A 26,340-nucleotide genomic window follows, 5' to 3' on the forward strand; every position below is an offset into this window, starting at 1 on the left:
AAGCTTTCTGAAAGAAAGCTACTTCGGAAGCACACACCTCGCCTTTATCACCGGATTTTCCCTTTAAAAGAGGGAATCAATAAAATCAGGGGATAACAGTGATCGGAAGGTTGTTCTGTCATCGTAGTTATGCAGTGTAAATTCATTCAAGGAGTGAACGGACGATGCAAGTACAGAAAATTTTTAACACCGAAGCCCCTAACCAATCCACCCGTATTATTGAAGGTGAATGCTCCGGTATCCTGAACTGGAACGACATTCGCATGCCACATATGTACAAATTGTACAAAGTACTGCTGCTCAACCACTGGATTGCAGACGAGATTCCCATGTCCAAAGATGCTTCCCAGTTTGCTCAACTGGATGAGGAAGAACAACGTACATTCAAAATCAACATCTCCCTGCTCGCGGTACTTGATTCCATGCAGACGATGTTTGTGGGTGACGTAAAACGTTACTTTACCGATTCTTCACTCGAAGCGATCTCGGCCATTATTGGACAGCAGGAAGTTGTTCATAACCAATCGTATTCCTACGTCCTCTCTTCCATCGTATCTGATCGGGAGCAAAAGGAAATTTTTGAATACTGGAAACATGATCCGGTGCTGCTCGACCGCAACCGTTTCATCGCTGATATCTATCAGAACTTCCGGGACGAGCCGTCTCCACAGACGTTCTTCCAAGCCATGGTGGCCGATCTGGTACTCGAAGGAATCTTCTTCTATAGTACATTTGCCTTCTTCTACAACCTGGCCCGTGACCAGAAAATGATGGCAACCAGCCAGATGATTTCCTATATCCAGCGAGATGAAAATCAACACTGTTACTTCTTTGCTGAAGTGTACAAACAGTTGCTGGTGGACTTCCCTGAACTGAACACACCTGAAAACATGGAATATGTATACACAACCATTAATCGTGCGGTTGAGCTCGAAACCAACTGGGCACATTACACGCTCAGCAACGTACGCGGCATTGACCTGAACGAGCTGGAAGATTACATCAAGTACATCGCCAACAAACGTCTGCGTCTGATGGGTATGGAAAAAGCATATGAAGGTGTGGATGTAAACTGCATGCCTTGGATCAAACCATTCTCCGATGAAGCACTGAATGCAACCAAAACCGACTTCTTCGAAGCCAAATCCCGTAACTACGGTAAAGTTGGTGACGATAACGGATTTGACGATTTGTAAAATCTTCTGATCAAGTATCCCGATATAAATAAGCACACATTAAAGCACTCCCTTTGATAGAATGCCTTCATGGCTATCTGCATGCGGGAGTGTTTTTTTGCCTCTTAACCCTGTAAGATAGTTTGTAAAAGACTCACATCCCTCCCAACGAAATGAGGCCTATTCATGGAAAGAGAACTGCTGGAACAAATCAACTTGTGGCATGAGCAGGACCAATTCAGTCTCATTATTGAACGTATCGAGCGTATCCCCGTCTCAGAACGGGATTATGATCTGATTGGTCAACTCGCCAGAGCCTATAACAATGACGCACGTTACCGCGAAGCCATTCAACAACTAATGTCTGTCGCGGAACAAGGGGTAAACGATCCGCTCTGGCAATATCGCTTAGGGTACGCGTACTGTTATATCGCCGACTATGAACAAGCACTATTGGCGTTTGAGAGAGCTAACGAACTTCAGCCACATGATGAATCAACCCTTGAATTTCTAAGTCAGATTCGACCTTTTACCGAGAAGATGCGACGGGATCGACAACGCCATGAAGAACACGTTACAGCATGGGAGCAGCGTGGCACGTTGAACCATCTTCGTGCTGCTTCAGGAACGTACGACCCAGTGACATTCTGGAAGCAGAGTGATTATGCACGGGATAACCATGTGTCGGCCCCCTTTGACGAAGACATGATTGTATCGCTTGAACATGAATTTGGTTACAAGCTCCCTGCCTCCTATATTCAGCTTATGCATACCCAAAATGGTGGAATCCCTACACGAACGGTGTTCCCAACCGAAGAGGCAACCTCCTGGGCTGTGGACCATATTGAGATTTCAAGTATTTTGGGGATCGGCCGGGACAAGATGTATTCCCTTGGAGGAGAGTTTGGGAGTCGGTTCATGATCGAAGATTGGGGATACCCTGACCTGGGGATTGTGATCTGTGATTGTCCATCCGCTGGCCATGATGTCGTTATGTTGGATTATCGCTTCTGTGGTCCTGAAGGCGAACCCTGTGTCGTTCATGTGGATCAGGAACATGATTATGAGATTACATATCTTGCGCCGAATTTTGAAGCTTTCATCCGTGGATTGGTCGATGAGGATTGGTATGACCTGTCTGACGAAGAGAATGAGGACTAAACTTCAGGAGGGTCCGGCCATATGACAACCCGTATCTATTTTGCTTCCAATCAACTTGGCGAAGTGGCTGCCATTTCATTGCAGGACGCGCTGAATGAACTTGAACTGGGAACCCTTGAAGACTATCAACGAACGGATAAAGGGGTTATGGGGCAGACCTTGCTCATTCGAACTTCCCGTGGAGAGTATATTCTGAAAGGCAATCCTTTATATGCAGGACAGTTACAGGAAGAAAAGTTCTTTGTAGAACAACTGGCGAAACATACGTCCATTCCTGTCCCTGACCCCTATTTATTACAGGAAGATACCGAACTTCTAGGCTGGAGTTATGCCATCATGCCGCGCCTGCCCGGAAATCACCTGTATGATCCAGCATTCCAGGCTTCACTGTCACAGCAGGATCAGGAAGAGATCGCCTGTATGCTTGCCCATACTTTGGCTGAGCTGCACCGCTGGAAGGTGCCTGACGCCGGGGAATATGATCCTGTAGCGCAGCAGATTGTTTCCTTTGCAGGCGATTATCTGGACTGGTTGTACGGAACCATTCGCCACTGGTTACATGATGCGGAGCAATACTCGGTGATTACGGATGACGATGTTCAGTGGGTGGACGAGCAATTCAAAAATGCTGAACCGGCATTTCGTTCCAAAGCTGTTCCGAGTTTTGTCATGGGAGACTTCAAGGTCGAGAATATTCTGATTCAACATGTGGACGAGCGTTCAGGTTGGCAGATTAGTGGTCTGTTTGATTTTACAACGGCCTATTTCGGAGACGGCACAGCTGACCTAACCAAAATATCCACCAGGTATGTTCGTGAGGGGCAACCAGAGCTGGCCGCACAATTCCTTCGCTGCTACCGGGATCTAGTCTGTGCAGCAGATGAGGAGAAATGCGAACACTTCCGCACACGTCTCAGTATGCATCTGCTCTATCAACGTATCTTGTGGTGGGGGGAAGCCAAAGCGACAGGACAAGTGACGTGGGCAGCCGACCTGCCTTTTGCAAAGTGGGCGGAGCAGTCCATCGATTCAATTCTTGCATTGCTGGATGAGTAGATTTGGACAGGTCGCTCAAGGATAGCGGCCTTCCAAACTAACGTATGTATCATATATGTCGACCAACATCTGGACGCACGGATAGAACCGCCAAAGATCAATAATGATCTCTGGCGGTTTTGGTCATCTCACTATATCTCAGTCAATGATGGAATCTTCAACTTAAGCCTGTGCGACGGGTGACTCCTGATGTTTCTGCAAAAACTCCAGCATCCGGCGATACACGAGAATCTCGTTTGCCTTTCTGGAGAAGCCATGGCCCTCATCGTCCAGAACGATGTATTCCACATCAAGTCCCTTCGACTGGAGCGCAGCCACGATCTGATCGGACTCGGCCTTCACGACCCTTGGATCATTGGCCCCCTGAATGACCAGCATTGGGTTAACCATCTGATCGAGATACGTAATCGGTGAATCCTTCGTTAAACGTTCGCGGTCACGGACAGGATCACCCAGCCAGTTATCCATCATCGGCTTCCAGTCTTCCGGTACGGATTCCAGGAATGTGAACAGGTTACTTGGCCCAAAAATATCAACCGCAGCCCGGAACAGCTCCGGATGGCGTCCTGCCAATAACAGGGTCATGTATCCCCCATAACTTCCACCTACCACAAACAACCGCTCTGGCGAGGTAATTCCCTGATCAAACAGCCAGTTGATCCCGGCAACACAGTCCAGTCTTGGCCCTTCGCCCCAATCTCGTTCAACTAATTTGACGAACTCCGCACCATATCCGGTACTGCCCCGGAAATTCGGTGCAAAGATATGATAGCCCTGCGCGAGCATCATCTGGAACATCGGCCGAAAAAACTTCGCTTCGGAGGCTTGCGGCCCACCATGAGGCCAAAATACAGTGTATCCATTGGCCTGCTCTGGCTTTGCTTTGAACAAGAGAGCTTCAATCTCCAGTCCGTCATAGGATTTATAACGAATAACGTCAGGGTACACGAGATCACTTGGGTCAAGTCCAGTTACCCGATTGGCCGTCAGCGACTCCCATGAATCAGCACCTGCCATTTTGCGATAAATGTTATGCGGCTGGATTGCTCCACGTCCGAGGATATACACATTGCCAGCCTTCGTCACGTTCACCTGCTCTATCGTATCCAGCGGCATATCTACGCGCCGAGGCTCATCGGCATTTTTGCCTAATACGTACATACGATTCTCCGGCCCTGTAAGTGTCCAGAAATATAAGGTCTCGGAAGCCTGATGCCAGCGGATAAACTCCACATCTTCCCCTTCGATTTTGCACAATGAACGGAATTCGCGGGTATCGATACGGTACTCAGCCACATAGGCATATGTGGAGTCATCATTGGTAATGAACAGAAGGCGATTGTCATCTGCAAAAATCAGATCGGATACCTGACTATGACGTTCTGAGGATGGCAAAATTACCATTTCTTCATCGTTACGATACAGATGCGCCGTCTGATACGTATTCGAGTACATTTTGAGAATGACATAACTCTTCTCGTCAGGACTTACGGCAACCAGGCTGCTCGTAACCTCTTCTCCACTGTATAACAGTTCGTCTTCACCTGTCTCCAGATCGATGCGCCGTGAATTCAGATAGTTCGGATTACCCGCGCTGGTGACATAATAGAGACGTTGTCCATCCTCGGACAACTCTGAGAAATAACAGCGATCATTCGGTTCCGCCGGAACCACAGGCAATGGAACCCCACCCTCGGGTGGAAGTGCATACAGATGATAGTTCTCATCTCCATCCCGATCAAACGCGGTAAGAAGATGCCGTCCTTGCGGGTCTGCTTTGATAAATTGACTGCTCTGATTCAAGTACGTTAAAGGATACGGATACCCTCCAGGCAAATCCATTGCCCAAATATTCGGCTGACCGTTCAGATTGCTGTCCATGAACAAACGTTTCTCGTCTGCCGATACGGCAAAATGCGAAATGCGGTACGTCTGAAAATATTGCTCAACATCCGGTTTAGGGAACTGAATCATGACAAACCTCCTTGGAATTGAACCAATGAATTTAACATTGGTAAATTAAGGTACCATTTGTCCATATTATAGGTAATGCCAATGTTTAGACAATAGATATGTGAGTTACAATCTCGAATTTTCTTTATTTTCACATGGAAATCATGGATAAAAGGTCATATGAGCCTTATCTTCACGGTAATAATCCAACCTTTGCTTCATCGTGCCTGTATGCAATTCGAACAGATGTCCATCCGGATCGGTAAAATATACAGAAGCAGCATCCCGCGGATCTCTTGGCCTTCCAGGTAGAATGTCCGCCCCGGCTGCTCGAAGTTGCTGCACAGATTCGTCGAACTCTTCTTCTTTAACAGTAAAAGCAATATGAGTATAGGTTCGTTCCGTATAATTGCGAATAACATCCTCCTGATTCAGGGCGATCCACAGACCGGCCAACTCGAAATAAGCCAGTTTGCGTCCTTTCACTTGAATTCGGGCACCGAGAGCCTGCTCATAAAAGGTAATGGACCGTTCCAGATTGGATACGGAAAAGCACAAATGATTAATTCCTTGAATATTCATGTGGCTCCTGACACCTCCATCGATTTAAGGATCTATCCTTATTATGGTATATTTTGCGCAAAAAACAACCGCTGTGCCTGCTCCTCTCGCACATCCTTCTGGGCGAATGCATAGGTTATCCGTATCAATGAACGTTCGAGGAGGATGTAAAGCGAATGAATCCTGTCTATCCTTTTTATGGTGAGAAAACGGTCTGCAAAGAGCAAAAGCTGGCATTTCCACCCCAGCATCAGGACCAGCAACCCGGTCTGGAAACCCTGATGGTACCTGAACCAATTAGTGAAGATCCTGCTTATATCGGCAGCTGCAAACTCGAAGGCAAAGTTGCCATTATTACGGGTGGTGATAGCGGAATTGGCCGGGCAGCAGCCATCGCTTTTGCCAAGGAAGGTGCGGATATCGTCATCGCTTATCTATATGAACGGACAGATGCGGAAAGGACTCGTGAACGGATCGAAGAGCTGGGACAGCGCTGCCTATTAATCGAGATCGATCTCCGCCTAAAGAAAAACTGTGAGGCTGTCATTCGCACAACGATGGAGACCTATGGAAAGATCGATATTCTGGTCAACAACCATGGCGTGCAATATGTGCAACCAAGCATTGTCGATATTACGGAAGAGCAGCTATACCATACCTTTCAGACGAACGTGTTCGCTTATTTCTTTCTGATCCAGGCCGCTCTCCCCCATCTGTGCAGAGGTGCCTCCATCATTAATACGGCTTCCATTACAGCATACAAAGGTAACGTCCAGTTGATCGATTATTCCTCCACCAAAGGAGCTGTTGTGTCGCTCACTCGTGTACTTTCCCAATCCCTTGCAGCACAGGGAATCCGCGTGAATTCTGTTGCACCTGGTCCCATCTGGACACCTCTTATTCCTGCCAGCTTCTCCGCGGAGGATGTGCAGGTATTTGGAACGGAGACACCTATGGGTCGGGCTGGTCAGCCATATGAACTGGCGGCAGCTTACGTCTATCTCGCCTCCCGTGATTCATCCTACGTCACAGGTGAATGTATTCATGTCAATGGCGGCGATATGGTGACGACATAGGCTAGTGTGGAATGTGGGTGATATCGTTAACCGATGTCACTCCACTTGGTAGAAACGTACAGATGATTAGCCAGATCGGGATGGACCGTATTTTTGAATATGTGCTGCTGATGTCAGGTTGGATTTGGCAGGTGTGGCAGGATATCGGTTGTCCGGTTGCGAAGAGGGTTAGGAGTATGATCCGGTGATGCCGGAACCTGACATCTTGTGACAAGGAGCTGAACAACCTGATGAACTTTGATCCACTCTACCAACCGTACCCCTCGTACCGCGTGCCCGTGTATGCCAAGCAAGGCATGGTCGCCACGTCACAGCCACTGGCTGCACAAGCCGGTCTGGATGTATTGAAAAAAGGCGGCAATGCCATCGATGCCGCCATTGCAACTGCGGCAGCACTCACCGTGCTGGAGCCCACCTCCAATGGCATTGGAGGCGACGCTTTTGCCCTCGTCTGGACCGAGGGCAAACTGCATGGCCTGAATGCCAGCGGCCCTGCGCCTCAGGGCATATCCATTGAGGCGCTTCAAGCGGCAGGCCATACGGAGATGCCGAAGCTTGGGGTTGTGCCGGTGACGGTGCCTGGCGCACCGGCGGGTTGGGCTGAGCTGAGCCGCCGTTTCGGGCGGCTCACGCTGGCGGAAGCGTTGGAGCCAGCTATCCGCTATGCGGAGGAAGGTTACCCGCTTGCCCCTGGGCTGGCCCGCCACTGGGCAAGGGCAGCCGAGATCTATGCACGCCAGGGTGATGCGAAGGCAGGGCGGGCGTGGTTTGAGACATTTGCTCCAGGCGGGCGTGTTCCCGCAGCTGGAGAGATGTGGCGCTCGCCGGATCATGCGGCGACTTTGCGCCAGATTGGCGAGAGCGAAGCGCGAGACTTTTACGAAGGAGAACTGGCCGAACGCATTCATTCCTTTATGGCGGAGCACGGGGGTTATCTGACTCGTGAGGATCTGAAAGCTTTTCAGCCGGAGTGGGTTGATCCGATCTCCGTCTCCTATCGTGGATATGATGTATGGGAGATTCCGCCGAATGGACAAGGCTTGATCGCTCTGGCGGCACTTAATCTGCTGAAAGGTTACGAATTCGATGAGAAAGAATCTGTTCTGGCATATCATCAGCAGCTCGAAGCCATGAAACTGGCATTTGCCGATGGGGAGAAATACATTACGGAAGAACGCAAAATGGGCGTATCGGTCGAGGAACTGCTATCTGAGGCATATGCGGAAGAACGGCGCAAACTCATTGGTGATACTGCACGTGCACCCGAGGCAGGTGATCCACGAGCAAATGGAACGGTCTATCTGGCTACAGCGGACGGTGAAGGCAACATGGTTTCCTTTATCCAGAGTAACTATATGGGCTTCGGGTCTGGACTTGTTGTGCCGGGGACAGGCATTGCCCTGCAAAATCGTGGACACAACTTCTCACTGGACCCGAATCATGCAAACGCTCTGGAGCCTGGCAAACGCACATATCATACAATCATTCCGGGGTTCCTCACCCGTGGCAACGAAGCGGTCGGGCCATTCGGTGTCATGGGTGGTTTCATGCAGCCACAGGGTCATGTACAGGTGGTCATGAATACAATCGATTATCATCTGAACCCACAAGCTGCCCTGGATTCTCCACGCTGGCAGTGGACGAAGGGCAAAACGATTCTCGTGGAACCAGGTTTCCCGCAGCACATTGCACAGGCACTCGCTCGCAAGGGACATGATATCCAAGTGGCACTTGATCCATCCCAATTTGGACGCGGTCAGATTATCTGGCGCAATCTGGACAATGGCGTATTATGCGGCGGTACGGAAACGCGAGCGGATGGCTCCATTGCGGCTTGGTAAGCTCATGCCATTTCATTTATAAAGACAAATGTGGATATCACGACCCGCTTCTCATATCCGCTAGTTCATTTCAAAGACACAATAGAGATGATTCATGTGATCTCTGTTGTGTCTTTTTTGTCTTTTTAGAGTTTTTAACATCAGTAAACAACAGGCTGTAGTTATTCAAGCCCCCTTTTAACCAAAGAAATGTAAAACTAATGTATAATTCATGAAATATTTTTATATTTACGTAAATTTTCACTACATACCATAAATCACAATGCCTCTCTGTCCGATATAGATAGAGGGAAATCAGCAAAAAGTGACTATAGAAATGAGGGTACCACACATGAAAACAAACAAGAACAAACGCGCAGGTCTAGTTCTCACATTAATGATGATCCTGACGATACTGATCCTGGGGGCATGTTCAGCTAATAATACAACAACGGCAACAGACACAAGAACAAAGGTCGGGATCGTGCTCACGGAAGTGGGTCTGGGTGACCGTTCTTTCAATGATGCTGCTTTTGATGGGCTGGTTCAGGCCAGAGACGAGAAAAGCATTGTCTTTGACTATCGTGAACCGGGCGATAAATTAACTGCCGAAGCTGCATTTGAAGAGTTTGCGGAAGCCAAGTTCGATCTGATTATCGGCCTGAGTGATACGATCCAAGCAGATATGGAGAAAGTTGCAGCCAAATATCCTGACCAGCAGTTCCTCGTGATTGATAGTCAGTCCGAATTGCCTAACATTGCCTCCATCTCCTTCCGGGCGGAAGAAGGAAGTTATCTGGCAGGTGTGATTGCCGCTATGGCCACAACCGAAAATCATGTTGGTTTCCTTGGTGGGATGGAGATCCCGCTCCTTCGTGATTTCGAGCAAGGTTTTAAGCAAGGTGTTCTGGCTGTCAAGCCGGATGCAACCGTGGATGCCGTCTACGCAGGGGACTTCGGTAATGCCGATCTGGGTGAACAACTGGCTGCACAGATGATTCAGGACAAGGGCGCTGACGTGATCTATGTGGCTGCCGGTCTCACAGGTGTTGGTGCACTGACGGAGATTCAGAAATTAGGGAAATACGCCATCGGTGTAGATACCGATCAATTCTTTTTGGCGGAAAAAGCGATTCTGACGTCCATGCTGAAAAATGTGGATGTCTCCATCTATAATGCCGTGAACACGTTTATTCAAAACAACCATACCTTCCCTCAAAAGGAACTCGTGGAGGGGCTGGCGGAGAACGCCGTGGGTCTGACTGCTCTACATAATATCACGCTCAGTGATGAACAACAGAAAACCTTCGAAGATCTGAAAGCCAAGATCTCTTCCGGTCAAATCAAAATTATGCTTGATCAATAACCCCATCGGATACAAGGAGGTACGCCCATGAAACTACAGGGAAAACTAATACTTAATGCTCTAATTTCACTACTTCTATGCCTTGCGCTGGTCGCTTATATCATCATGCAATTGCTCGGTATGAATGCCAAAAATCAAAATCTGGTACCAGCCATGCTCAAGGTTAGTGAACTGAATGCCAATCAGATTCAGACCCAGCAGGCGCTGGATGTCTATTCGTTCTCCATGACAGCGGGAAATCAGGACGCAGTACTCCGCTTGCTGGATGAAGGTCAAACGATGATTCAGGAGCTTACGGACGGATTACTGGAAACGGATCAGCAATTGCAACTCATTCAGTCCATCCAGACAAAATTAGAAGCTCTGAACCAGGGAGCTACCGAAGCAATGACCGAGATGAACAGTGCGGAAGCGAAACGTTACAGCACCCGGGTTCGCGGCATACAGAATGATATCTATTCGTTAGATGAGATGACTCGGGATCGTTATGATCAATATACCGTTGATTTGGAGCGTGACATTCAGCAAACGTGGCAAGTCGCTCTTGGTGGAGCCATCGTATTGCTTGTCGCCGTAATGTTGTTCAACATGTATACGTCACGGCAGATCGCCCGGCGTATTCGTACACTCAAAGACGCCGCGGGACAAATTGCGAACGGTGACCTGACCGGACAATTACCGGAAGCTCGGGGCAAAGATGAACTCGATGATCTGAGTCGCTCCTTCGGTATCATGACCCATAATATCCGTGGCATTATTCAATCGATTGGCGCAGCTGGTCATCGTGTCGATCTGATGGCGCAAGATATTGACCGCGGCAACGATACGGCCCAAGCGATCGTGCAGCAAGTATCCCGCACCACGGAGGAACTCTCGATTGGTAGTCAAAAGATTGCCGAGGATCTGAGTGAAACGGTGATGGTTGTGGACAAAATGCAGTCTACCTTCAATAGTAATCTGGAGGCCACCTCCCAATCGGTAATCGATGGTCGCGAAGTATTAACTACCGTTGAGGAAGGTAATAAGGCTGTAGCGGAGCAACTCCGACTGGCCGAAGTGAATCGTATGGCGATGTCCGAGGTGGAACAAACGGTGCGGGAACTGGAAGAAAGCGCAGTTCGAATAACTACGATGACTGCGTATGTATCGGAGATTGCCAAACAAACGACCATGCTCTCGTTGAATGCCTCCATAGAGGCTGCTCGCGCTGGAGAAGCCGGACGTGGATTCGCTGTTGTTGCCGGCGAGGTGAACAAACTCGCCGAACAATCTGCGCAATCGGTTAAGCATATCTATGCCGCCGTGGGCGAAATCACGACCTCCATGGACAAGGTGAAGAACTCTGTTGCACAGAGCATGCAGCTATTCGGTGAACAGGAACAAGCCACCAGCCAGACTCGTGAATCCTTCTCTGCCATTCGTGAAAGTGTGGAGCGCATTAGTACGGGTATCCACCAGCTTGCTGAGGACATGCAGCACTCCAATGAACTCAGTACACAAGTGCAACAGGCCATTGAAAATATCAGTGCCATCACCGAGCAGTCGGCGGCCAGCAGTGAAGAGATCACCGCCTCCACGTCGGAACAACAACGTTCCTTCGCTGATGCAAGCGTCAAGGTGAAGTCACTGCGTGATATCAGTGCGGAGATGCATCAGGAACTGCTTCGATTCCGGCTGTAGGCAGGATGTCGGGATAATTCGGGCTGTAAGCAAGTTGGCCGAAGAATTTGGGCTGCGTGCATCCCAGCATGCAGTGCCCTGCTTCATGACAAGGGTGAAAAGGTAGGTTGGATGCAGGTCAGATGTAGGTTGGATGTAGTTTATATGCTGTTAGATGCTGATTATAGGTGCGCTATAGGTAGGTTTAGGTGGGCCTGGATCATGCAGCGTGAACATACAAACCAATAAAGGGGAGCCTCCGTCATGAATTATGACAGGGCTCCCCTTTTCAGTAGCTAATCGTTGTTTCATCTGAGATTTTTTTCGTTTTGGCGATAAGAAAGTATATAAATTGCACTAAACATTTCCACTAAACCGAGAGGACAGACAGATAATAAGAAGCGTAGCTACAAGTTTTCGGTAAGAAAACTAGCTCGGAAACGTATGCTACGCCTAGAACCTCTGAAAGAAAGCAACTTCAGATGCATATGCTATCCCGGATTTCCCCCTTTATAAAAGGAATCCTAAAATTCTGGGGTTAATGGGGTTAACAGCGATCGGAAAGTTGTTCTGTCCTCGGAATGTCCAGTGTACATGATCTGTTAGTTCAACAACTTATATAGATAACAAGACATCAACGTTTCAGATCCAAAAGTGTAACGAACCGAGCAAGCCTTATTGAGCGATTAATTGGGGATTATAAAATCTAACGAATCTCAGGCACTCTATTTCCTGATTTAGCCCGGTTTTTCGAGTGTTTTCTCTGAAATACACAGAAATAACGTGGATAGGGTTCGTTAGTTTTGCTCCTCGATGTAAAACCGTGGTATAAGGTGTCTCAGGTTCGTTATGACCCTGGGCATTGATCATTTGTGTTGGGTATTAGGTGTTGGATGTTGAGCATTTGAGAATTGATGCATGAGCATTGGGCATTGAGAAGTGACCATCAAGAGTGTGCATTGAATACTGAGTACTTGGTACTCAATGGATAGTGAGCAATATGCACTCGTCTACTTTTAGTGTGCTGGAACACTGGCTCGTCGGGTCACTTGCGGTTTGGAAATGACGCGTCATAGACAGTTAGTTATCCAATCGCGATCTTGCCCCACACCTGCACCATCCTCAGAGTGCGTCGATGATGTCTCCCGCCAGCAGGGACGATGGGTCACCGCGCAGCAGTGCTGCTCGTTCGGCGGCCTGTCCGTGGAGATATACGCCGAACGCGGCGGCTTGCTCCGCGCTGAGCCCTTGGGCAAGCAGACCGGCGATGATGCCGGTCAATACGTCCCCGGCACCGCCAGTCGCCATGCCGGCGTGCCCGGTGGTGTTGATGTACGCCTCGCCAGATGGCGTTGCGATGACCGTTCGTGCTCCCTTGAGCACAAGGGTCACGCCCTGCTCGCGGGCGTACTGGGCAGCGTGTCCAATGCGGTCACGCTGCACCTCTTGGGTCGACATACCCAACAGTCGACCCATCTCGCCAGGGTGCGGCGTCAGGATTGTCGCCGCACTTCGCTTACCCCAGTCGCAAGGCCCATGTGGGCCCGCGTCTGCCAGCATGTTGAGGGCGTCCGCGTCAATGACGAGCGGACGATCCGTATGTTGCCACAGACGGCGAAGCCAGTCTGTGTCGCCCTTGAAGCGGCCGAGGCCCGGGCCGGTCGCAAGCACGTCGCGGCTCTCCGCGAGACGCAGCACGGCGGAGGCGGAAGCCGCGTTCCATTCGCCGCTGTCTCCATCGGCGGCGGCGGCAAGCATGAGCTCGGGCACGGTGCCGATGACATGCGGCAGCAGTGCCGCGGGCAGCGCCCATGTGGCGAGCCCGCAGCCTGCGCGCAGCGCGGCCTTGGCCGAGAGCAGGCCTGCGCCGCTCATCGGCAGACTTCCTGCGGCCAGCAATACGTGGCCGTAGGTGCCCTTATGGCCGTCCGGTGCCCGGAGGCGGCCTGTATCCACGCGCAGCGCACCGCGCAGCACCTCGTCCGTCAGCAGACGGACCGAGGGGCCATGCTCTGGAGCAAGCCGCGTGGGAATGCCGATGGCGCGCACCACAATGCGCCCCGCGGCAGAAGCGCCCGGGTACTGCACCAGCCCGCGCTTGAGCAGCGCGAGGCATACCGTCACCCGGGCTTGAATGCAGGGCTCGTACACCTCTCCGGTGTCGGCGTCCAGCCCGCTTGGCACATCGGCGGACACGATCGGCTTGCCGCTGTCGTTCGCCGCCTTAACCAACGCCGCGTAAGCTCCCCGCGGCGCCCCCCGCGAGCCGGTGCCCAGCAGCGCATCCACGATGCCTGTGCACCGGCTGAAGTCCACGGCTTCGCGCCCGTGGACAAGAGCAGGGATGCCGAGCTTCGCGGCGGCATCCCGTTGCACTGCGGCTTCGCCTCGCAGTGCCTCAGGGGCATCGGCGTAGACCAATGTCACGCCAAGCCCTGCTTCAACCAAATGGCGCGCGGCCACCAGCCCATCGCCGCCATTATTGCCCTTGCCGATCAGCATGTACCACTGCTGATCTCCCGGGTGCTCCATCACCAGCGCCGAATCGGCGATGATGTCGCCACCATAACCTTGCCGATCGCCTGGCCCAGTGTGTGCCCGCCTCGCATCACCTTTACTGCTATAACCAAGCTGCCCTGAATTCGCAAGCCAGCCTGCTTCCTGCCCTTCCCGGCACAGCTTGATTACTTCCTCGGCTATAGCGCGGCCTGCATTCTCCATCAGACTGGCTGCTGGAATACCAAGCTGATGAATCGTATGCTCGTCCACAGCCCTCATCTGTTCAGCAGTCACGATAAACAACGCTCATCCCTCCCGTGCAAGCTTATCTCATACCTAAAAGCAACAACTCCACACTTAAACGCTGATCCTGTATGTGTCCGGCTATCTTGCCCTTTCCCTCATCCAGTTACCGTAATGCACTCCACGCCTCATCTGAAGCTTTATCGATCCCGTTTACGAAATCTTAAGATTCAGCCCCAGACTGTTTGTCTACGCTTAATACCCCACCGTAAACCGCGCCTGAATAAACTGCGGATCGTCCAGTTCGTCCACCAAAGCCGCTGCAAAATCACCAACGGAAATCGAGCTTTCCCCGATATCATCCGTGATCACACGGTTCATCCCTACTCGGAACTGACCTGTCCGACGTCCTGTTGTGATTGTCGCAGCAGGGCTCATGTAGGTCCAGTGAATACCCGATGCTTCAATCAGCTCATATGCATCTGCATGTGCTTTCGCCAGCGGTTTGACTTCTTCCGGGAATCCCGGCGTATCCATCAGCATATCACCGGAATCCGTGAGCAAACTTCCCGCTCCACCAACCACTACCAAACGTCCTGCTTTTGCCCGGCGCACACCCTCGATCAACGAACGTGTCACTTCCAGCATCTCTTCTTCTCCACCGAATTTCGGCCCATATGCACTCACAACCGCTTCCTGACCCGCTGCAAAATCAGCCACCTGATCCGGGTTAAGCAGATCTCCCTGTTCTACACGCAAACGCTCATGCACCATCTCAATTTTGGATGGATCACGTACCACTGCTGTCACTTCATGTCCACGATCCATCAGCTCCCACAGTATCGTCTTGCCAATCGCACCGGTTGCTCCAAAAATGGCTACTTTCATATCAATTCCCTCTTTTCTATAGATATTATCTCAACAACTTACCGTTATTTTAATACTTAATCCCATTGTTATATACCTTAAACGGCTCACGCCATCTTAAACCGGATGTGACATCTTGTAAACGTTAATGTTATTCATTTAACCTCTGATACTATGCACCAGGCCACGGATAACACTTCACCCACCACTTTTCCGTTCCCTATCATTACCTTAACCATCGCCAAAAAAAGCCGCATTTGCGGCTTCAACATCACGTATTTATCTTACGTAGAGACTCTACTGTAGGTTAGAAAATCAACAGCCTTCTGCGCCCAGAATCGCTCCGAATAAGCCTCATGTGCCATATCCTGTACAATATGAAGCTCAATCCTGCCTACAGCTCCAGACAATCGCTTGTTTTCCATAATGTCTCGATACAATCTTTCCGTCTGCTCTACAGGGCACAATTGATCCTCTTGCCCATGAATAAATTGAATATCCACCTTACTGAGCCCGGATATATAAGCTATTGGACTTCGATCCCGCAGAGCAGATGGATCATGCAACAGCTCACCGATTTCCGTTTGCAAGAATGATCTCAGCTTCGCTCCGCCACCGTTGTATAGTCCTTCCAGATCCGTGAACGGTGCACAGGCAACCACATTACTCCATAGCGCCGGACTTTTACCTGCTACCAGCAATCCCAGATAAGCCCCATAGCTTACGCCATAGAGAGAGACGTTTGAATAGGAAGATAACATCTGCTCCCGCATGAACTGGATGACATCTGCATCCACGCCGCCCCAGTCGTTCTGAATGAGCATCTTGTAATCCGTGCCAAACCCTGAGCTGCCGGGATAGTTCAACCCGATGACCCTCACTCCTGCCTGATATAATCCTCTGATGACCGGACTAAAACTGTCAAACAGGCAATTATGAGGCCCCCCATGAAGATAGATAACCACCTGTTCAGCACCCTCCGGGTGCATGTCCATATACGGAATCACGTCCTGTCCATAACGAATCCTTCCATAGATTACATCTGCTTCCTCATCAGGATGGCTGTCAATTCTCTCATCTCTCTCAACCGGAAAAGGGGTAATCGTACTGATTTGCTCTGAAAATCGGTATAATCCCGGCGCTGGAGGGCGGACGATAGATTCATATTTTCCGATCAATCCCTGCCTGTCCCTGCTGAGCACAGCCTGTGTCAGGATTCCCGGATAATCATGTAGCTCAAATCTCTTCTCTCTGTCCAATGTATATTGAACATATTGCCATCTGCCAGAGGTTATCCCTTCACAGAGCACGAGCGGTTGATCTGGATCGAGTTGCATTCTGATCAGTTCAGAGAAGGGTTCGTTATCCCTAGAACATACGTGTACCGTACCCTCTCCTTGCCTGATCCACCCGGGCTGAAAACCATGTTCCACAGGAATGGATACCGCTACGAGGTCACCCTGCTTATCCATCACAGGGTAGGCATACTCCGTATATGGTATTTCGGATGATGGAAGGATGTCTTCGGAATACGAATACACTCTTCCGAATCCACCAACGTTTACGCCAACCTCTCGTGTGGTTGCCGACCAGAATACAAATTGCGGCTGATGCAGATCAGGAGTAACCCATCTCGCTTCATCCTTGTCCGGATCATAAAGACCTATACGAACAGAGCCTGACCGATGTCTAATGGAAAACAGCAGCAGTAATTGGTCCTCTTGCCGAGCAGCTTGCATCACAGGAAATGGAAACTTCACATATCGGCTCTGAACCAGAATTGCATGCTCCTCATTCTCGTATATATGTAGCCATTTCCCCGCCTTGTCCTGTGTAATCACCAGAACCTGATTCTTGCCAATGAACTGCATATGCTGCGTGTGCTGCTCTGATGCTGTCCCGTGTTCAGAAAGGCTCTGCCTGCCATCAATGCGGCCTGTATCATCAATACTGCACCATTCGCATGTATTGTCATCATAGCCCAAAAGCATACTAGTGCGTTCCTTATTCACACTCATCCGTGTCAGGAATGGATCGCCCAACCCGATTTCCTCCTCTCATTCCAGTGCTTTAACTGCCCCCATCCCTCCAACTGTAATTCCAGTTGATTGATATACTGATCTTGCGTGTATGCATCTATAGGTGTAACTGTCCCCAATCTGCCTAACGTTTCCCGAATCAACCTGATCTGTGGCAGACTGGCAACCGGTAGCCCCTTCATCAACAGACGGTACACCCGGGATGCCTGTTCCTCTAACCCTTGAGTAATGAGCGCCCCGGCGATTTCCACCGCACGACCAAGCAGTTTGGAATGAACCGTGTTTGTCTTCATACGTAACACTTGAATCAACAGTTCATATTCCTGCTCCTGCTCACCAAGCTGTTGATGTAATACCATTTTTAATTGCAGCACATGCCCCAGCCAATCTGCGTACGTATCAACACATCGCTTCTCCGCAGCCAGCAACGTCTTACCTGCCTCTGCATAGTGCCCCGCCCGGAGCTGCAACCCCGCAATATTGAGTAGTGTCTGAATCTGAAAAACTCGCTGATCGGGTCCCTCAGGAAGCTGTCGTATACGCTGTCCGGCCTGACGCTCCAACATAATTGCAAGTTCTACATTGCCCTCCTGCATCTCAATTAATGCTTCACCATTATCAAGCGCAGCCCATTTCCCGGTACGATACGTTTCCGTTAGTTCTTCATGGGCAAGGATCTCCCGAGCTTTCGAATAACAGTGTCGTGCTTCGGCATAATGCTTCCCGTTTTTGGTCAACAGCTGCCCCAGCTCAAACCAGAGCACTGCCTGCTGTGTCACTGACAACCGTTGAAATAACGAATTGTGTTCAAAAAATTGAAAACAGGACATGTAACGGGCCGGATTATCCGATCTGGACAACAAAATCCAGGCCAGCCTGTTATAGAGCGCCAATGCGGCCTCTTTCTTCTTCCCTTCATCCTTGCTTACCGTCTGTAAATGTTCCTCTAACAAACGTCGGGTCTGATCAGGTGTATCCCTGACAAGGGATACCGGAAGTTTGGCTATGTCCTCAGGATTGCTCGCTATGGTTGGATATCGATGAAAAAAAAGTACGACACTTACTCCCCTTAATTTCTGTCGATACAGGATATAGTGGATGGCTCCCAGATCCGCAGGGTGGAGGTAGGAAGATACTTCAACCAGAACCCATTTCCTATTGCCAGGTGTCCACCCTGATCTTTGGAATCTCAATAACGCATTTTTACATGCTACAAGGTCATCTATGGGTTTAACCGGATTTAATTGATAGATCAGCGGGAGAGTAGCATACGGATCATCAACCGCGATTTGGATAGCTTTATCTTGCCAATGCATTCTCAATTTTTGAATTTCATCTTTAACTGCATCCGATGCCCCTTCAACGACAAACAACCCGGGTTCATGACTCACACGAAACCATTTACTTCTCAGATCGTGATAATCCGTACTTTCCAGGGGGAGAGGCATCATGAAAGCTCACTCACTTTCGTGATCCGGCATACATGTATAAGTCCAGGCACCTGTTGTAAATTCAGTGCCTTCATCAATTGATAACTGCCCCGGTTGTTTGCATCCAGTGAGGCTTTAATCCGCTGATCCGGATCTGAACTGCACCGATGGAAGCCATAGGCAGCAAGCCAACGGGCCCAACCTTGACGTTTTGCTTCAGGTATCGTGAAGATATGAGCAAGGAGTATACTGCCGAACTCATCGCTTAACAGGCAGCCCCCGATCTTCCTTCCCTCCAGTTCCACAAGGCCGGAACCCTTCAGCAACTTGCCATACACCCCCTCATCAATATCTCGGATAGCTTGGTGAGCAGCTTCCCAACTTGGACAGGTAGGATCACTGTCCTGGAGCAAGTGTGCCAGAGAATCCGTCTGCCCCTCCGCAGACATCCAAACCGCGTCTTCATTAGGCATAGCCGGCACAGGAACGTCCTTCAGCTTGCCGAAAAACCGGTATCGATGGGCCAGAACATCTGCCCGGTATCCAAGCTTCTCCCACGGAAATGAAGCAGGCGTGGTCGCATAGAAAGAGGACCATGTCATTTTTTCCAAAACGGATAACATTCGATCTTCCCAATAAGAATTGGAATGCGTTTCACTCCATAAATCCAGTGTATACTGCCCTTCTCCCTGATCAATTACCATGAGCGAAGACAGGATATCCTCATTATCAGGTTCAACGGCATAATAGCGATCACCCGTCTTTCCCGATTCATGCTGACATTGCGGCAGAAGTTCAGACATGGATGTTAGCATCATACACTTTTCCCTCCCTGTCATAATCAAAACCTGAATAAACCAGTGGTTCGGATGCAACAGACGGATAAAACCGGCGTAGCAGGAATGTATAGATCCCCATATAACCTGTCATATAATCCGGGGAGAAGGACTCCATGTCCTCCAAAGGCCACATCCAGATGTCCTCCCGTTGATCACTGCGCAATACATACAAGCTCTGTGTGTATTCCGCTAGTTTGGTTTCATACCTGCCTGGGAACCTGCGATTGGCCATGAGCAGAAAATCTCCGTTACCTGCAATTCCGTGACACTGCCCAAAAGAAGCAAATACCGTCGCCTGTGCCACTGCATCTGCTGCTTGAAGTCCCAGTCTGGTACAGAGGGGATCTTGCAAAATATCAGCCGCTGCCATTAGAAATCGACCAATACCCGCCGATCCATTACACCAGTGCACCCAGAGTGTATCCGGTTTTTCCGGCGATGCGGGCCACAGACTCACGCCATTCTGCCCTCCATGACTTGTACGATCAAGTGTATGTACAATTCGCTTCACAGCAGAATAGTACGCTTCCTTCCCTGTACGCTCTGCCAAGGCGAGTAGATAATACCCGATGCCTGCAATGCCATGAGAGAATCCAAGGGAATGATGACCTTTTTTGTCCGATTTATCTTTTACTTTCCACAAACTCAATGATTCGTCTGTCTGCTCTTCTTGTTCCAATATATAGACACCCAGTTCCTCTGCTCTTGTCAGAAGTTCAGGGCGGCCTCCAATACGGTATATTTCAAGCAGCATCAGTCCCAAACCCGCAGCTCCATGACTAATATTGGTCTGCACCGGATCATGTAGGGCGATTTCCAATGCCAAATCCTCTGCACGTTGAAGCAGCGATGGATCATTTATTCGTTCAGCCGTCTCTGCCATTGCCCAGGGTACAGCGCCATATCCAAAGTATAATGTTACAGGTGTCTCATCTGGAACGTAAGGGTGATTCGTCAAAATCCATTCCAACACTTCATACGCATATTGATGGTATTGTCTGTTCTCTGTAATCTGACCAAGCTGATTAAAACCAAAAATCATCCCTGTCCAGCCAAAGTTAAAATTCGCCGGATGGAACATCTTGCTCATGCTGTTTTCCGGGAACAGTTGATGGGGACTATTGAAATCAAGAGAAGTATACAGTGTGTTTACCATACGCTCCGCCTGACGGAGCACTTCTTCTGGCTCCATATTGCATTCATCCTTCTCTATTACATCCCTGCTTCCTCCTGAACGGACCTCTTGCTGCTCCAGTAATGCAACCAACGTTTCACGAATGTCTGATAACTTCACATATCCGCCAGACATGATCTCAATACCCAGACTTCCCAAGCCACGAAGTTGTGTATTACTTTGATGATCCAGATAAGCTTGTGCAGCTTCCAGATGAGATTGCCGATATTTCAGATAGGGGTCGATGGATGAAGCCATGTAATAAAAGACGGCTCCCAGTGCATACAGATCATCCGCATAACTGGAGCGCCTGCTGTGCTCACGCCCACGTGGCACATAACCCGGAGTATGACCAGTCAATGGATCGGCATGGGTCTCATCACTTCTAACATAAGCCAGTTCAAGATCAATCAGGCGTACACTTCCGTCCGTCAGCACAACAATATTGTTGGGCGTCAGATCATTGATCACAATCCCTTTATCGTGACATTGCTGTACCATATCCAGAATATGTACACCCATCTGATACATATCCGCCCGGTTGTAATCTACAGCTACATGTCTGCGATGGATATATTCACGCAAGCTGATACTTTCAAAATACTCCAGGATCAGGTAGCGATTATTTTCAGTACTAAACAGATCAAACGGTCGTGGGGTAACCCCCGTATCCTTCATCAGATCAAGCACCCGATATTCATTATCCAGATAGTCATGCGCAGACCGTCCACCACCGTCTACACGCATACGGTAGACTGCTTCTTTCATGACAGCCTGTTCATACGATGTGCCAGAGATAAGAAATACTCCGCCCTTGCCGGATTTCTTGAGTACACGCCTTACACGAATGTTTCGTATACCAAACTCATTGTTATTGGAATCGGCATGACGAGAAGTCACCTGATTTGTCTCCATGTCCTGAATCCGCAGCAATTCCTCGGGTTCATTCACCCAATCCGGCTTATATCTGCCAGGCGTTCTTCGATCCTCCTCCAGCTCACCTTCTGGATTCTGGATAGCATATACTTTTGCACCCGAGTAACGGTCATAGTAGAAACGATCCGTGAATGCACCATAACGGTAAAATACACACTGGCTACCAAGGTATGCCCGATCTGTCGGAATAGCTGGTCCTTCCAGATCACCTGTACATGAATGCATTAATTCAAGTAACTTCAAGAACTGTTCTTCGTCTCGTGCGTAGATGGTGACACATTTCCCAGTCTGAGGGAGAGGTATGGAACCGTTAGATGTTTCAATCAGTTTCAGCCCACTGCTCACTACTTTCCATTGCACTTCATTTTCTGTGAGAACAGGTGCAATACGGCGCAGCAATTCAGCTCCTTCCACAGGAATAACCGATATATGGATTTTCCATCCCTGCGCGGGAAGCCTTAATTCCTTCGGTCTAAAACAAATCCAATGGCCGTCATTCGACCATTGGATGGATTGGGGAAGTTCCCGGATTATATGTTCCAAAGCGTTCTCAAAGGCGTCCTTCTTGGGGGTTACGCTTGCGAATTTCAATGAGAATCACTCCTTTTTGGATAAAGTAAGAGGGGGAGGTACAATTATTTTAGTAATGCGCGAAAACCAAAGACTTATCTTTCAAATGATTCAGTGAATAGAGCGTGTAAAGAAGTTCCTAGCTCTCGACAACGATTGTTTGTGAGCTAGTCCAGCTGCACACTGTACACAAGCTTGTTTCCTCAAACATGTTGTTATCCTCTTCAACCTCTAGTGCCATCAAATCCTGTACAGATAAAATTTCCTTGTTTTCCATGATAAATTACCTCCCATTTGTCTCCCCCTCTTATAAACCAAATTCTACATAAATTTTGAATTTCCTTCTTTTTAATTGAATTATTTTACATAAATTATTCATTGAATCCATTTATTCGCCTGACTATGTCAAATTACTTGTTTCCTCGGACTAAAAAGAGGTGCAGTATGACATCAGATTCCGTACTACATAGAGGTCGTTTGTTGCCTCGTGCGCTTGCTCCGTTCTTCACGGAAAGGTCGAACAAACAGGCTTGCCATGCCCATACAAATAACAAATGTACCAATCCCCATGTACACCCATGAAGGGTTGTACGTTTCAATGAACCATCCTCCCAGTAACAAACCAAGTGGATTACTAACACCACTCATCAAAACACCCATGCTGTTCATGACACGTCCTCTTTTTTCTTCCGGTGTGGATAAAAGAATCGATGTAACCAAAGGTACGTTCACAAGAGCAAGTCCCAGCATCAACAAAAATGAACACGCAATAGCGATATACAGGTTAGGAAACATCGGCATGAGCAGCAAACTTGTACCTGAGATAAGATAACTAATCAAAAACCAGTGAGCGAGCGAGAGCCTTTTGGCATATTTGCCACTGAGCAGAGAGCCTGCAATACTGCCAGCGGCAAAGGCTGACTGAAGAAGACCGTAGCCTTGTGGTCCGGCTTGCAGCACCATATTGGCAAAAATCGGCGTGAAAATGTGCAGTGGTGCACCCGCAAAATTGATAATGGCTCCAAAGATAATGCAGCAGGCCAAAATTTTACGGGAAAACAGGAAGGTAATTCCCTGCATGCTATCTTTGACAAAACCAGAGACTCCTTTTTGTTTCACGACTTTGGTTACAGGGATGCGGATAAAGAAAATGGATATGGCGGATAACAGAAACGTAACTGCATAGATAAACAAGATGGACTGAACGGAGATGAGCGCAATCAATATCCCCCCCATGGCGTATCCAAGCAATTCAATCGTTTTGGAGGAAGAGTTCAGTAATGCATTAGCTGGAGCTAATTGTTTTGTAGGTTCTGGCAAAATTGCGGGGATGACTGTCTGGGTAGCGGGATTAAACAAAAATCCAAGGATGGCAATGAGCAGATTGGCTGCGTAAATATGCCAAGGAAGCATGGAACCTGTCATGAACAAAAGCGCTAGAAGACAGGCTATACCTGCGCGCAGTATATCTGTCCAGATCAAAAGTTGTTTCTTCGGCAGGCGATCGCTGATCGTAGCCAGGGGGATGCCTAGAAATGCATAGATCAGATAAGGCAGCATCGGAATCAGTGCAGCAGCGAGTGCCGACTCCGTTAATTGCAGGATATACCACATCGTCGCCATAGAAAATAAAATCTGTCCTGCCCCGGAAATCAATCTGCCGACAAGAAGCACTACAAAAGAAGGAAGGCGTAAAACCGCTCGATAGCTGTCGCCGCGAATCTCACTTTTCATCTTTTTCACGCACCTCTCCATCGTACGTAACAGATTCATCATCACTATTACGATGCAGACGCGCTACTAAACCAGAATCTCGAATGGTTTGTTGTATCTTGGCTTTTACCCGTTCCAGTTCGGCCGTATACTCGCGTATCTCGTTTAATAAGGTCTGATGTGTTCGTATGCCTTCCCTAATCAGCATCGCAGTTGCGTCAGAACGGTTTTTGGCTACCTCAAGAAATACAAGCTGATCAATAATATCAATCTCTTCCTGGCTTAGTCGAACGGAAACCACCCCCTTGGCTCCCGAAAGGTTTTTGTTCGCCTGCTCTACAGATCGTTCCACCATCTGGTTAAATTGAGTTTTCTGGTCATTGTACATATTCATTTCCTCCATTCTTAATAAGGAATCTGTATATTGTAATTTGTAAATCGTAAATTGGTTATAATTTACATTATACTTGTAAATAAATGGTTGTAAAGCAAAAAACCTTTGGATATCCAAAGGTTCGCTGAATAGGTTATTTAATTAGTTCGCTACTCTCCCTGTCTCCACCACATACCCTCCGATTTCGGACTAGTATACTCAAATCCAAACTGAGCATACAGGCGATCCGCAGGAACATCCGCCAGCAAACTGACCAAACCTCGAGCAGGCACAACATCACGCAGATAATTCATGATCTCGCTCATGATCAGTTTTCCATAACCCATTCCCTGAAGATCCGGGTGTACAGCAATATCGACGACCTGAAAAAAGCAACCTCCATCTCCAATCACTCGCCCCATACCTACCAGCATATCCTCTTCACGCAGACATACGGCAAACAGGCTATTCGGTAGTCCAATCTCCGCCCCTTCCCTGCTCATCGGACTAAGGCCGGCAATCTGTCGCAGGGAAAGATACTCCCCAGCTGCGGGTGGTGTGTGTTCAATATTCACATGGTCCATGAATTGTGCCCCTTTCTGCTTGAATTCATCTACTTCCTGTGTAATAGTGAGAGAAAGCTTACGTGAAGCGTGTTTCATGATACGTGAAGTTGCTGCAAAGGAGGAACAAGTGTGTTTCAACGTTGGATTGAAGATCTAACATCGCGCCCAGGCACTGTGGCTGTGCTGCTTGGCGTCATGGCTGTGCTTCTGGGGATATACATATGGTCTGCCACTGAAGTTCGCCGCAGCCACGAAAGGCGAATGCGAAGGATACGAGATACATTATACATAAGTACAGCCCTCTTGGGACAACTTACCATCCAGGAAAATCGGAATAATGAACCATCGGAACCCGAACATAACGATCTGATCACAGCAATGTTAGCCTGCAAAGCCGCATCTAACCTTTCCCCTCAACTACAGGATCAGATTCGTGACTGTATCAAGGAACATGACCCTGCCAAACTCGGCCTTATGCACAGAGCACTGGAACGAGAATGCACCGTATTATCAGATGAACTCAGCCGGGATACACATGCAGATCATTGGGGCACAGCGGTCTGGACCATCCTTCGGCCGGTAGCCGAACCAGCCGCATTAGCGGCTACAGGGTTTCTGGTTACAGATCTGGTATTAGGTCAACGGATGTTGGATGTGCCTGTAGACTCATGGGAGAGCATATTGCCATGGATTCGCGCAGTTTCCCTAATGATCACCATCATATATGGTTACCTGCTCTGGGCCAGCCCACGTCGGGATAAGCCACGTACAGTATTTAAATTGCTCTCCTTGGTGATCGCGCTATGCTCCTTACTCCACCTGATTGGAATTGTTGCTGCGCCCTATGCCTTGGGATTACAGTTGATTATATTCACATCGGGTTTCGCGTTGAATGGGACACGCTCTCGCAGTGATCGCCCTTATGCAGGGCATACGGAGCTGGAACCAACGAAGCAAACCTCTACGGAGATGGAAGTGAATACACGTCGTAAATCAGTTCCCAATACCGACGAATAACTAACGCATTCAGCCGATTTTCTAAGGAACTCAGGAAGTCTTAGTTGACCTCTGCGTCCTCTTTCAACATTGTAAGGAACATCAGACACGTTATTTCCCAAAATCGATCGACAAAAACGCTAAAAAAGTCGATCATGTACGCCTTGGCTTTCAGTAGGTTTGACGTCACGATCTTCATTCTGCAAGTCTGTACGCAAAAAGGGCTGAAGCTACGTTGTAGTTTCAGCCCTTTTCTATATTACTAATT

21 protein-coding genes are annotated in these 26,340 nt (G+C 48.9%); 9 read left to right on the forward strand and 12 right to left on the reverse strand.

Translation table 11 applies throughout. The annotated features are described in order from the left end of the window. Positions 1-164 precede the first annotated feature (164 nt). The 3 genes from ACX9NY_RS20935 to ACX9NY_RS20945 all read left to right on the forward strand — a co-directional run bounded on the left by ACX9NY_RS20935 (position 165) and on the right by ACX9NY_RS20945 (position 3,392). The gene (locus ACX9NY_RS20935) at positions 165-1,196 is read left to right on the forward strand and encodes a ribonucleotide-diphosphate reductase subunit beta (RefSeq protein WP_105601435.1); all 1,032 of its coding nucleotides are present in this window, start codon (positions 165-167) and stop codon (positions 1,194-1,196) included. 165 nt (positions 1,197-1,361) lie between these two features. Next, positions 1,362-2,336 (forward strand): SMI1/KNR4 family protein, encoded by a 975-nt coding sequence (locus ACX9NY_RS20940; protein WP_339239320.1) that lies wholly within the window; start codon positions 1,362-1,364, stop codon positions 2,334-2,336. Between the two features lie 21 nt (positions 2,337-2,357). Next, a complete protein-coding gene (locus tag ACX9NY_RS20945) occupies positions 2,358-3,392 on the forward strand; it encodes a phosphotransferase family protein (protein ID WP_339239318.1) in 1,035 nt (344 codons plus the stop codon). Positions 3,393-3,554: 162 nt separating this feature from the next. On the opposite strand, the gene ACX9NY_RS20950 is transcribed toward ACX9NY_RS20945, so the two are convergent. Both ACX9NY_RS20950 and fosB read right to left on the reverse strand, forming a co-directional pair. Next, positions 3,555-5,366, reverse strand: coding sequence for a S9 family peptidase (locus ACX9NY_RS20950; protein WP_472474836.1), 1,812 nt, complete (start codon positions 5,364-5,366; stop codon positions 3,555-3,557). Positions 5,367-5,507: 141 nt separating this feature from the next. Continuing rightward, entirely contained in the window at positions 5,508-5,927 is a 420-nt protein-coding gene (fosB, locus tag ACX9NY_RS20955) for a metallothiol transferase FosB (protein ID WP_124117873.1), read from the reverse strand. A gap of 155 nt (positions 5,928-6,082) precedes the next feature. Here fosB and ACX9NY_RS20960 point away from each other — a divergent pair, with 155 nt between their 5' ends. From ACX9NY_RS20960 to ACX9NY_RS20980, 5 genes are all read left to right on the forward strand, one after another. After that, complete coding sequence (locus ACX9NY_RS20960) at positions 6,083-6,982, forward strand: SDR family oxidoreductase (RefSeq protein ID WP_339239316.1); 900 nt, start codon at positions 6,083-6,085, stop codon at positions 6,980-6,982. 11 nt (positions 6,983-6,993) lie between these two features. Next, the gene (locus tag ACX9NY_RS20965; RefSeq protein WP_472474838.1) at positions 6,994-7,170 is read left to right on the forward strand and encodes a hypothetical protein; all 177 of its coding nucleotides are present in this window, start codon (positions 6,994-6,996) and stop codon (positions 7,168-7,170) included. Between the two features lie 42 nt (positions 7,171-7,212). Next, positions 7,213-8,823, forward strand: coding sequence for a gamma-glutamyltransferase family protein (locus ACX9NY_RS20970; RefSeq protein WP_472474840.1), 1,611 nt, complete (start codon positions 7,213-7,215; stop codon positions 8,821-8,823). A gap of 331 nt (positions 8,824-9,154) precedes the next feature. Further along, positions 9,155-10,168: a BMP family lipoprotein gene (locus ACX9NY_RS20975; RefSeq protein WP_472474842.1), complete on the forward strand. Its 1,014-nt coding sequence runs from the start codon at positions 9,155-9,157 to the stop codon at positions 10,166-10,168. A 27-nt stretch (positions 10,169-10,195) separates the two neighbouring features. Continuing rightward, entirely contained in the window at positions 10,196-11,848 is a 1,653-nt protein-coding gene (locus ACX9NY_RS20980) for a methyl-accepting chemotaxis protein (RefSeq protein WP_472474844.1), read from the forward strand. A gap of 1,101 nt (positions 11,849-12,949) precedes the next feature. Here ACX9NY_RS20980 and ACX9NY_RS20985 read toward each other — a convergent pair. The 10 genes from ACX9NY_RS20985 to ACX9NY_RS21030 form a co-directional block, all read right to left on the reverse strand. Continuing rightward, a complete protein-coding gene (locus ACX9NY_RS20985; protein WP_472474846.1) occupies positions 12,950-14,629 on the reverse strand; it encodes an NAD(P)H-hydrate dehydratase in 1,680 nt (559 codons plus the stop codon). 195 nt (positions 14,630-14,824) lie between these two features. Continuing rightward, positions 14,825-15,457 carry an NAD(P)-dependent oxidoreductase gene (locus ACX9NY_RS20990; protein WP_339239310.1) on the reverse strand — a complete coding sequence of 211 codons (633 nt, stop codon included), beginning with the start codon at positions 15,455-15,457 and terminating at the stop codon, positions 14,825-14,827. Between the two features lie 263 nt (positions 15,458-15,720). After that, positions 15,721-17,478, reverse strand: a complete 1,758-nt coding sequence (locus ACX9NY_RS20995) for an alpha/beta hydrolase family protein (protein WP_472474848.1) — start codon at positions 17,476-17,478, stop codon at positions 15,721-15,723. Further along, positions 17,460-18,926, reverse strand: coding sequence for a tetratricopeptide repeat protein (locus ACX9NY_RS21000; protein ID WP_472474850.1), 1,467 nt, complete (start codon positions 18,924-18,926; stop codon positions 17,460-17,462). Before ACX9NY_RS21000 ends, ACX9NY_RS20995 begins: the two co-directional genes overlap by 19 nt. After that, entirely contained in the window at positions 18,923-19,723 is an 801-nt protein-coding gene (locus ACX9NY_RS21005; RefSeq protein ID WP_472474852.1) for a hypothetical protein, read from the reverse strand. Before ACX9NY_RS21005 ends, ACX9NY_RS21000 begins: the two co-directional genes overlap by 4 nt. Further along, complete coding sequence (locus tag ACX9NY_RS21010; RefSeq protein WP_472474854.1) at positions 19,701-22,445, reverse strand: lanthionine synthetase LanC family protein; 2,745 nt, start codon at positions 22,443-22,445, stop codon at positions 19,701-19,703. Before ACX9NY_RS21010 ends, ACX9NY_RS21005 begins: the two co-directional genes overlap by 23 nt. 118 nt (positions 22,446-22,563) lie before the next feature. Next, positions 22,564-22,701 (reverse strand): hypothetical protein, encoded by a 138-nt coding sequence (locus ACX9NY_RS21015; protein WP_161799395.1) that lies wholly within the window; start codon positions 22,699-22,701, stop codon positions 22,564-22,566. A gap of 185 nt (positions 22,702-22,886) precedes the next feature. Beyond that, the gene (locus ACX9NY_RS21020) at positions 22,887-24,158 is read right to left on the reverse strand and encodes an MFS transporter (RefSeq protein WP_339261290.1); all 1,272 of its coding nucleotides are present in this window, start codon (positions 24,156-24,158) and stop codon (positions 22,887-22,889) included. After that, positions 24,148-24,525 (reverse strand): ribbon-helix-helix domain-containing protein, encoded by a 378-nt coding sequence (locus ACX9NY_RS21025; RefSeq protein WP_472474856.1) that lies wholly within the window; start codon positions 24,523-24,525, stop codon positions 24,148-24,150. The genes ACX9NY_RS21020 and ACX9NY_RS21025 overlap by 11 nt, the downstream gene beginning before the upstream one ends. 155 nt (positions 24,526-24,680) lie before the next feature. Then, the gene (locus tag ACX9NY_RS21030; protein ID WP_339239304.1) at positions 24,681-25,094 is read right to left on the reverse strand and encodes a GNAT family N-acetyltransferase; all 414 of its coding nucleotides are present in this window, start codon (positions 25,092-25,094) and stop codon (positions 24,681-24,683) included. A gap of 111 nt (positions 25,095-25,205) precedes the next feature. Here ACX9NY_RS21030 and ACX9NY_RS21035 point away from each other — a divergent pair, with 111 nt between their 5' ends. Continuing rightward, positions 25,206-26,093 (forward strand): hypothetical protein, encoded by an 888-nt coding sequence (locus ACX9NY_RS21035; RefSeq protein ID WP_472474858.1) that lies wholly within the window; start codon positions 25,206-25,208, stop codon positions 26,091-26,093. The last annotated feature ends 247 nt before the right edge of the window (positions 26,094-26,340 follow it).

The organism is Paenibacillus sp. CB74 (assembly GCF_055687625.1).

Bases quoted from the DNA above. Each gene is read 5' to 3' on its own strand.
- ACX9NY_RS20980 (WP_472474844.1), top strand. From the start codon at position 10,196: ATGAAACTACAGGGAAAACTAATACTTAATGCTCTAATTTCACTACTT.
- ACX9NY_RS21015 (WP_161799395.1), bottom strand. From the start codon at position 22,701: ATGGAAAACAAGGAAATTTTATCTGTACAGGATTTGATGGCACTAGAG.
- ACX9NY_RS20975 (WP_472474842.1), top strand. From the start codon at position 9,155: ATGAAAACAAACAAGAACAAACGCGCAGGTCTAGTTCTCACATTAATG.
- fosB (WP_124117873.1), bottom strand. From the start codon at position 5,927: ATGAATATTCAAGGAATTAATCATTTGTGCTTTTCCGTATCCAATCTG.
- ACX9NY_RS20950 (WP_472474836.1), bottom strand. From the start codon at position 5,366: ATGATTCAGTTCCCTAAACCGGATGTTGAGCAATATTTTCAGACGTAC.
- ACX9NY_RS20990 (WP_339239310.1), bottom strand. From the start codon at position 15,457: ATGAAAGTAGCCATTTTTGGAGCAACCGGTGCGATTGGCAAGACGATA.
- ACX9NY_RS21005 (WP_472474852.1), bottom strand. From the start codon at position 19,723: ATGATGCTAACATCCATGTCTGAACTTCTGCCGCAATGTCAGCATGAA.
- ACX9NY_RS21000 (WP_472474850.1), bottom strand. From the start codon at position 18,926: ATGATGCCTCTCCCCCTGGAAAGTACGGATTATCACGATCTGAGAAGT.
- ACX9NY_RS21030 (WP_339239304.1), bottom strand. From the start codon at position 25,094: ATGGACCATGTGAATATTGAACACACACCACCCGCAGCTGGGGAGTAT.
- ACX9NY_RS20965 (WP_472474838.1), top strand. From the start codon at position 6,994: ATGTGGGTGATATCGTTAACCGATGTCACTCCACTTGGTAGAAACGTA.
- ACX9NY_RS20970 (WP_472474840.1), top strand. From the start codon at position 7,213: ATGAACTTTGATCCACTCTACCAACCGTACCCCTCGTACCGCGTGCCC.
- ACX9NY_RS20960 (WP_339239316.1), top strand. From the start codon at position 6,083: ATGAATCCTGTCTATCCTTTTTATGGTGAGAAAACGGTCTGCAAAGAG.
- ACX9NY_RS21025 (WP_472474856.1), bottom strand. From the start codon at position 24,525: ATGTACAATGACCAGAAAACTCAATTTAACCAGATGGTGGAACGATCT.
- ACX9NY_RS21020 (WP_339261290.1), bottom strand. From the start codon at position 24,158: ATGAAAAGTGAGATTCGCGGCGACAGCTATCGAGCGGTTTTACGCCTT.
- ACX9NY_RS20940 (WP_339239320.1), top strand. From the start codon at position 1,362: ATGGAAAGAGAACTGCTGGAACAAATCAACTTGTGGCATGAGCAGGAC.
- ACX9NY_RS20935 (WP_105601435.1), top strand. From the start codon at position 165: ATGCAAGTACAGAAAATTTTTAACACCGAAGCCCCTAACCAATCCACC.
- ACX9NY_RS20945 (WP_339239318.1), top strand. From the start codon at position 2,358: ATGACAACCCGTATCTATTTTGCTTCCAATCAACTTGGCGAAGTGGCT.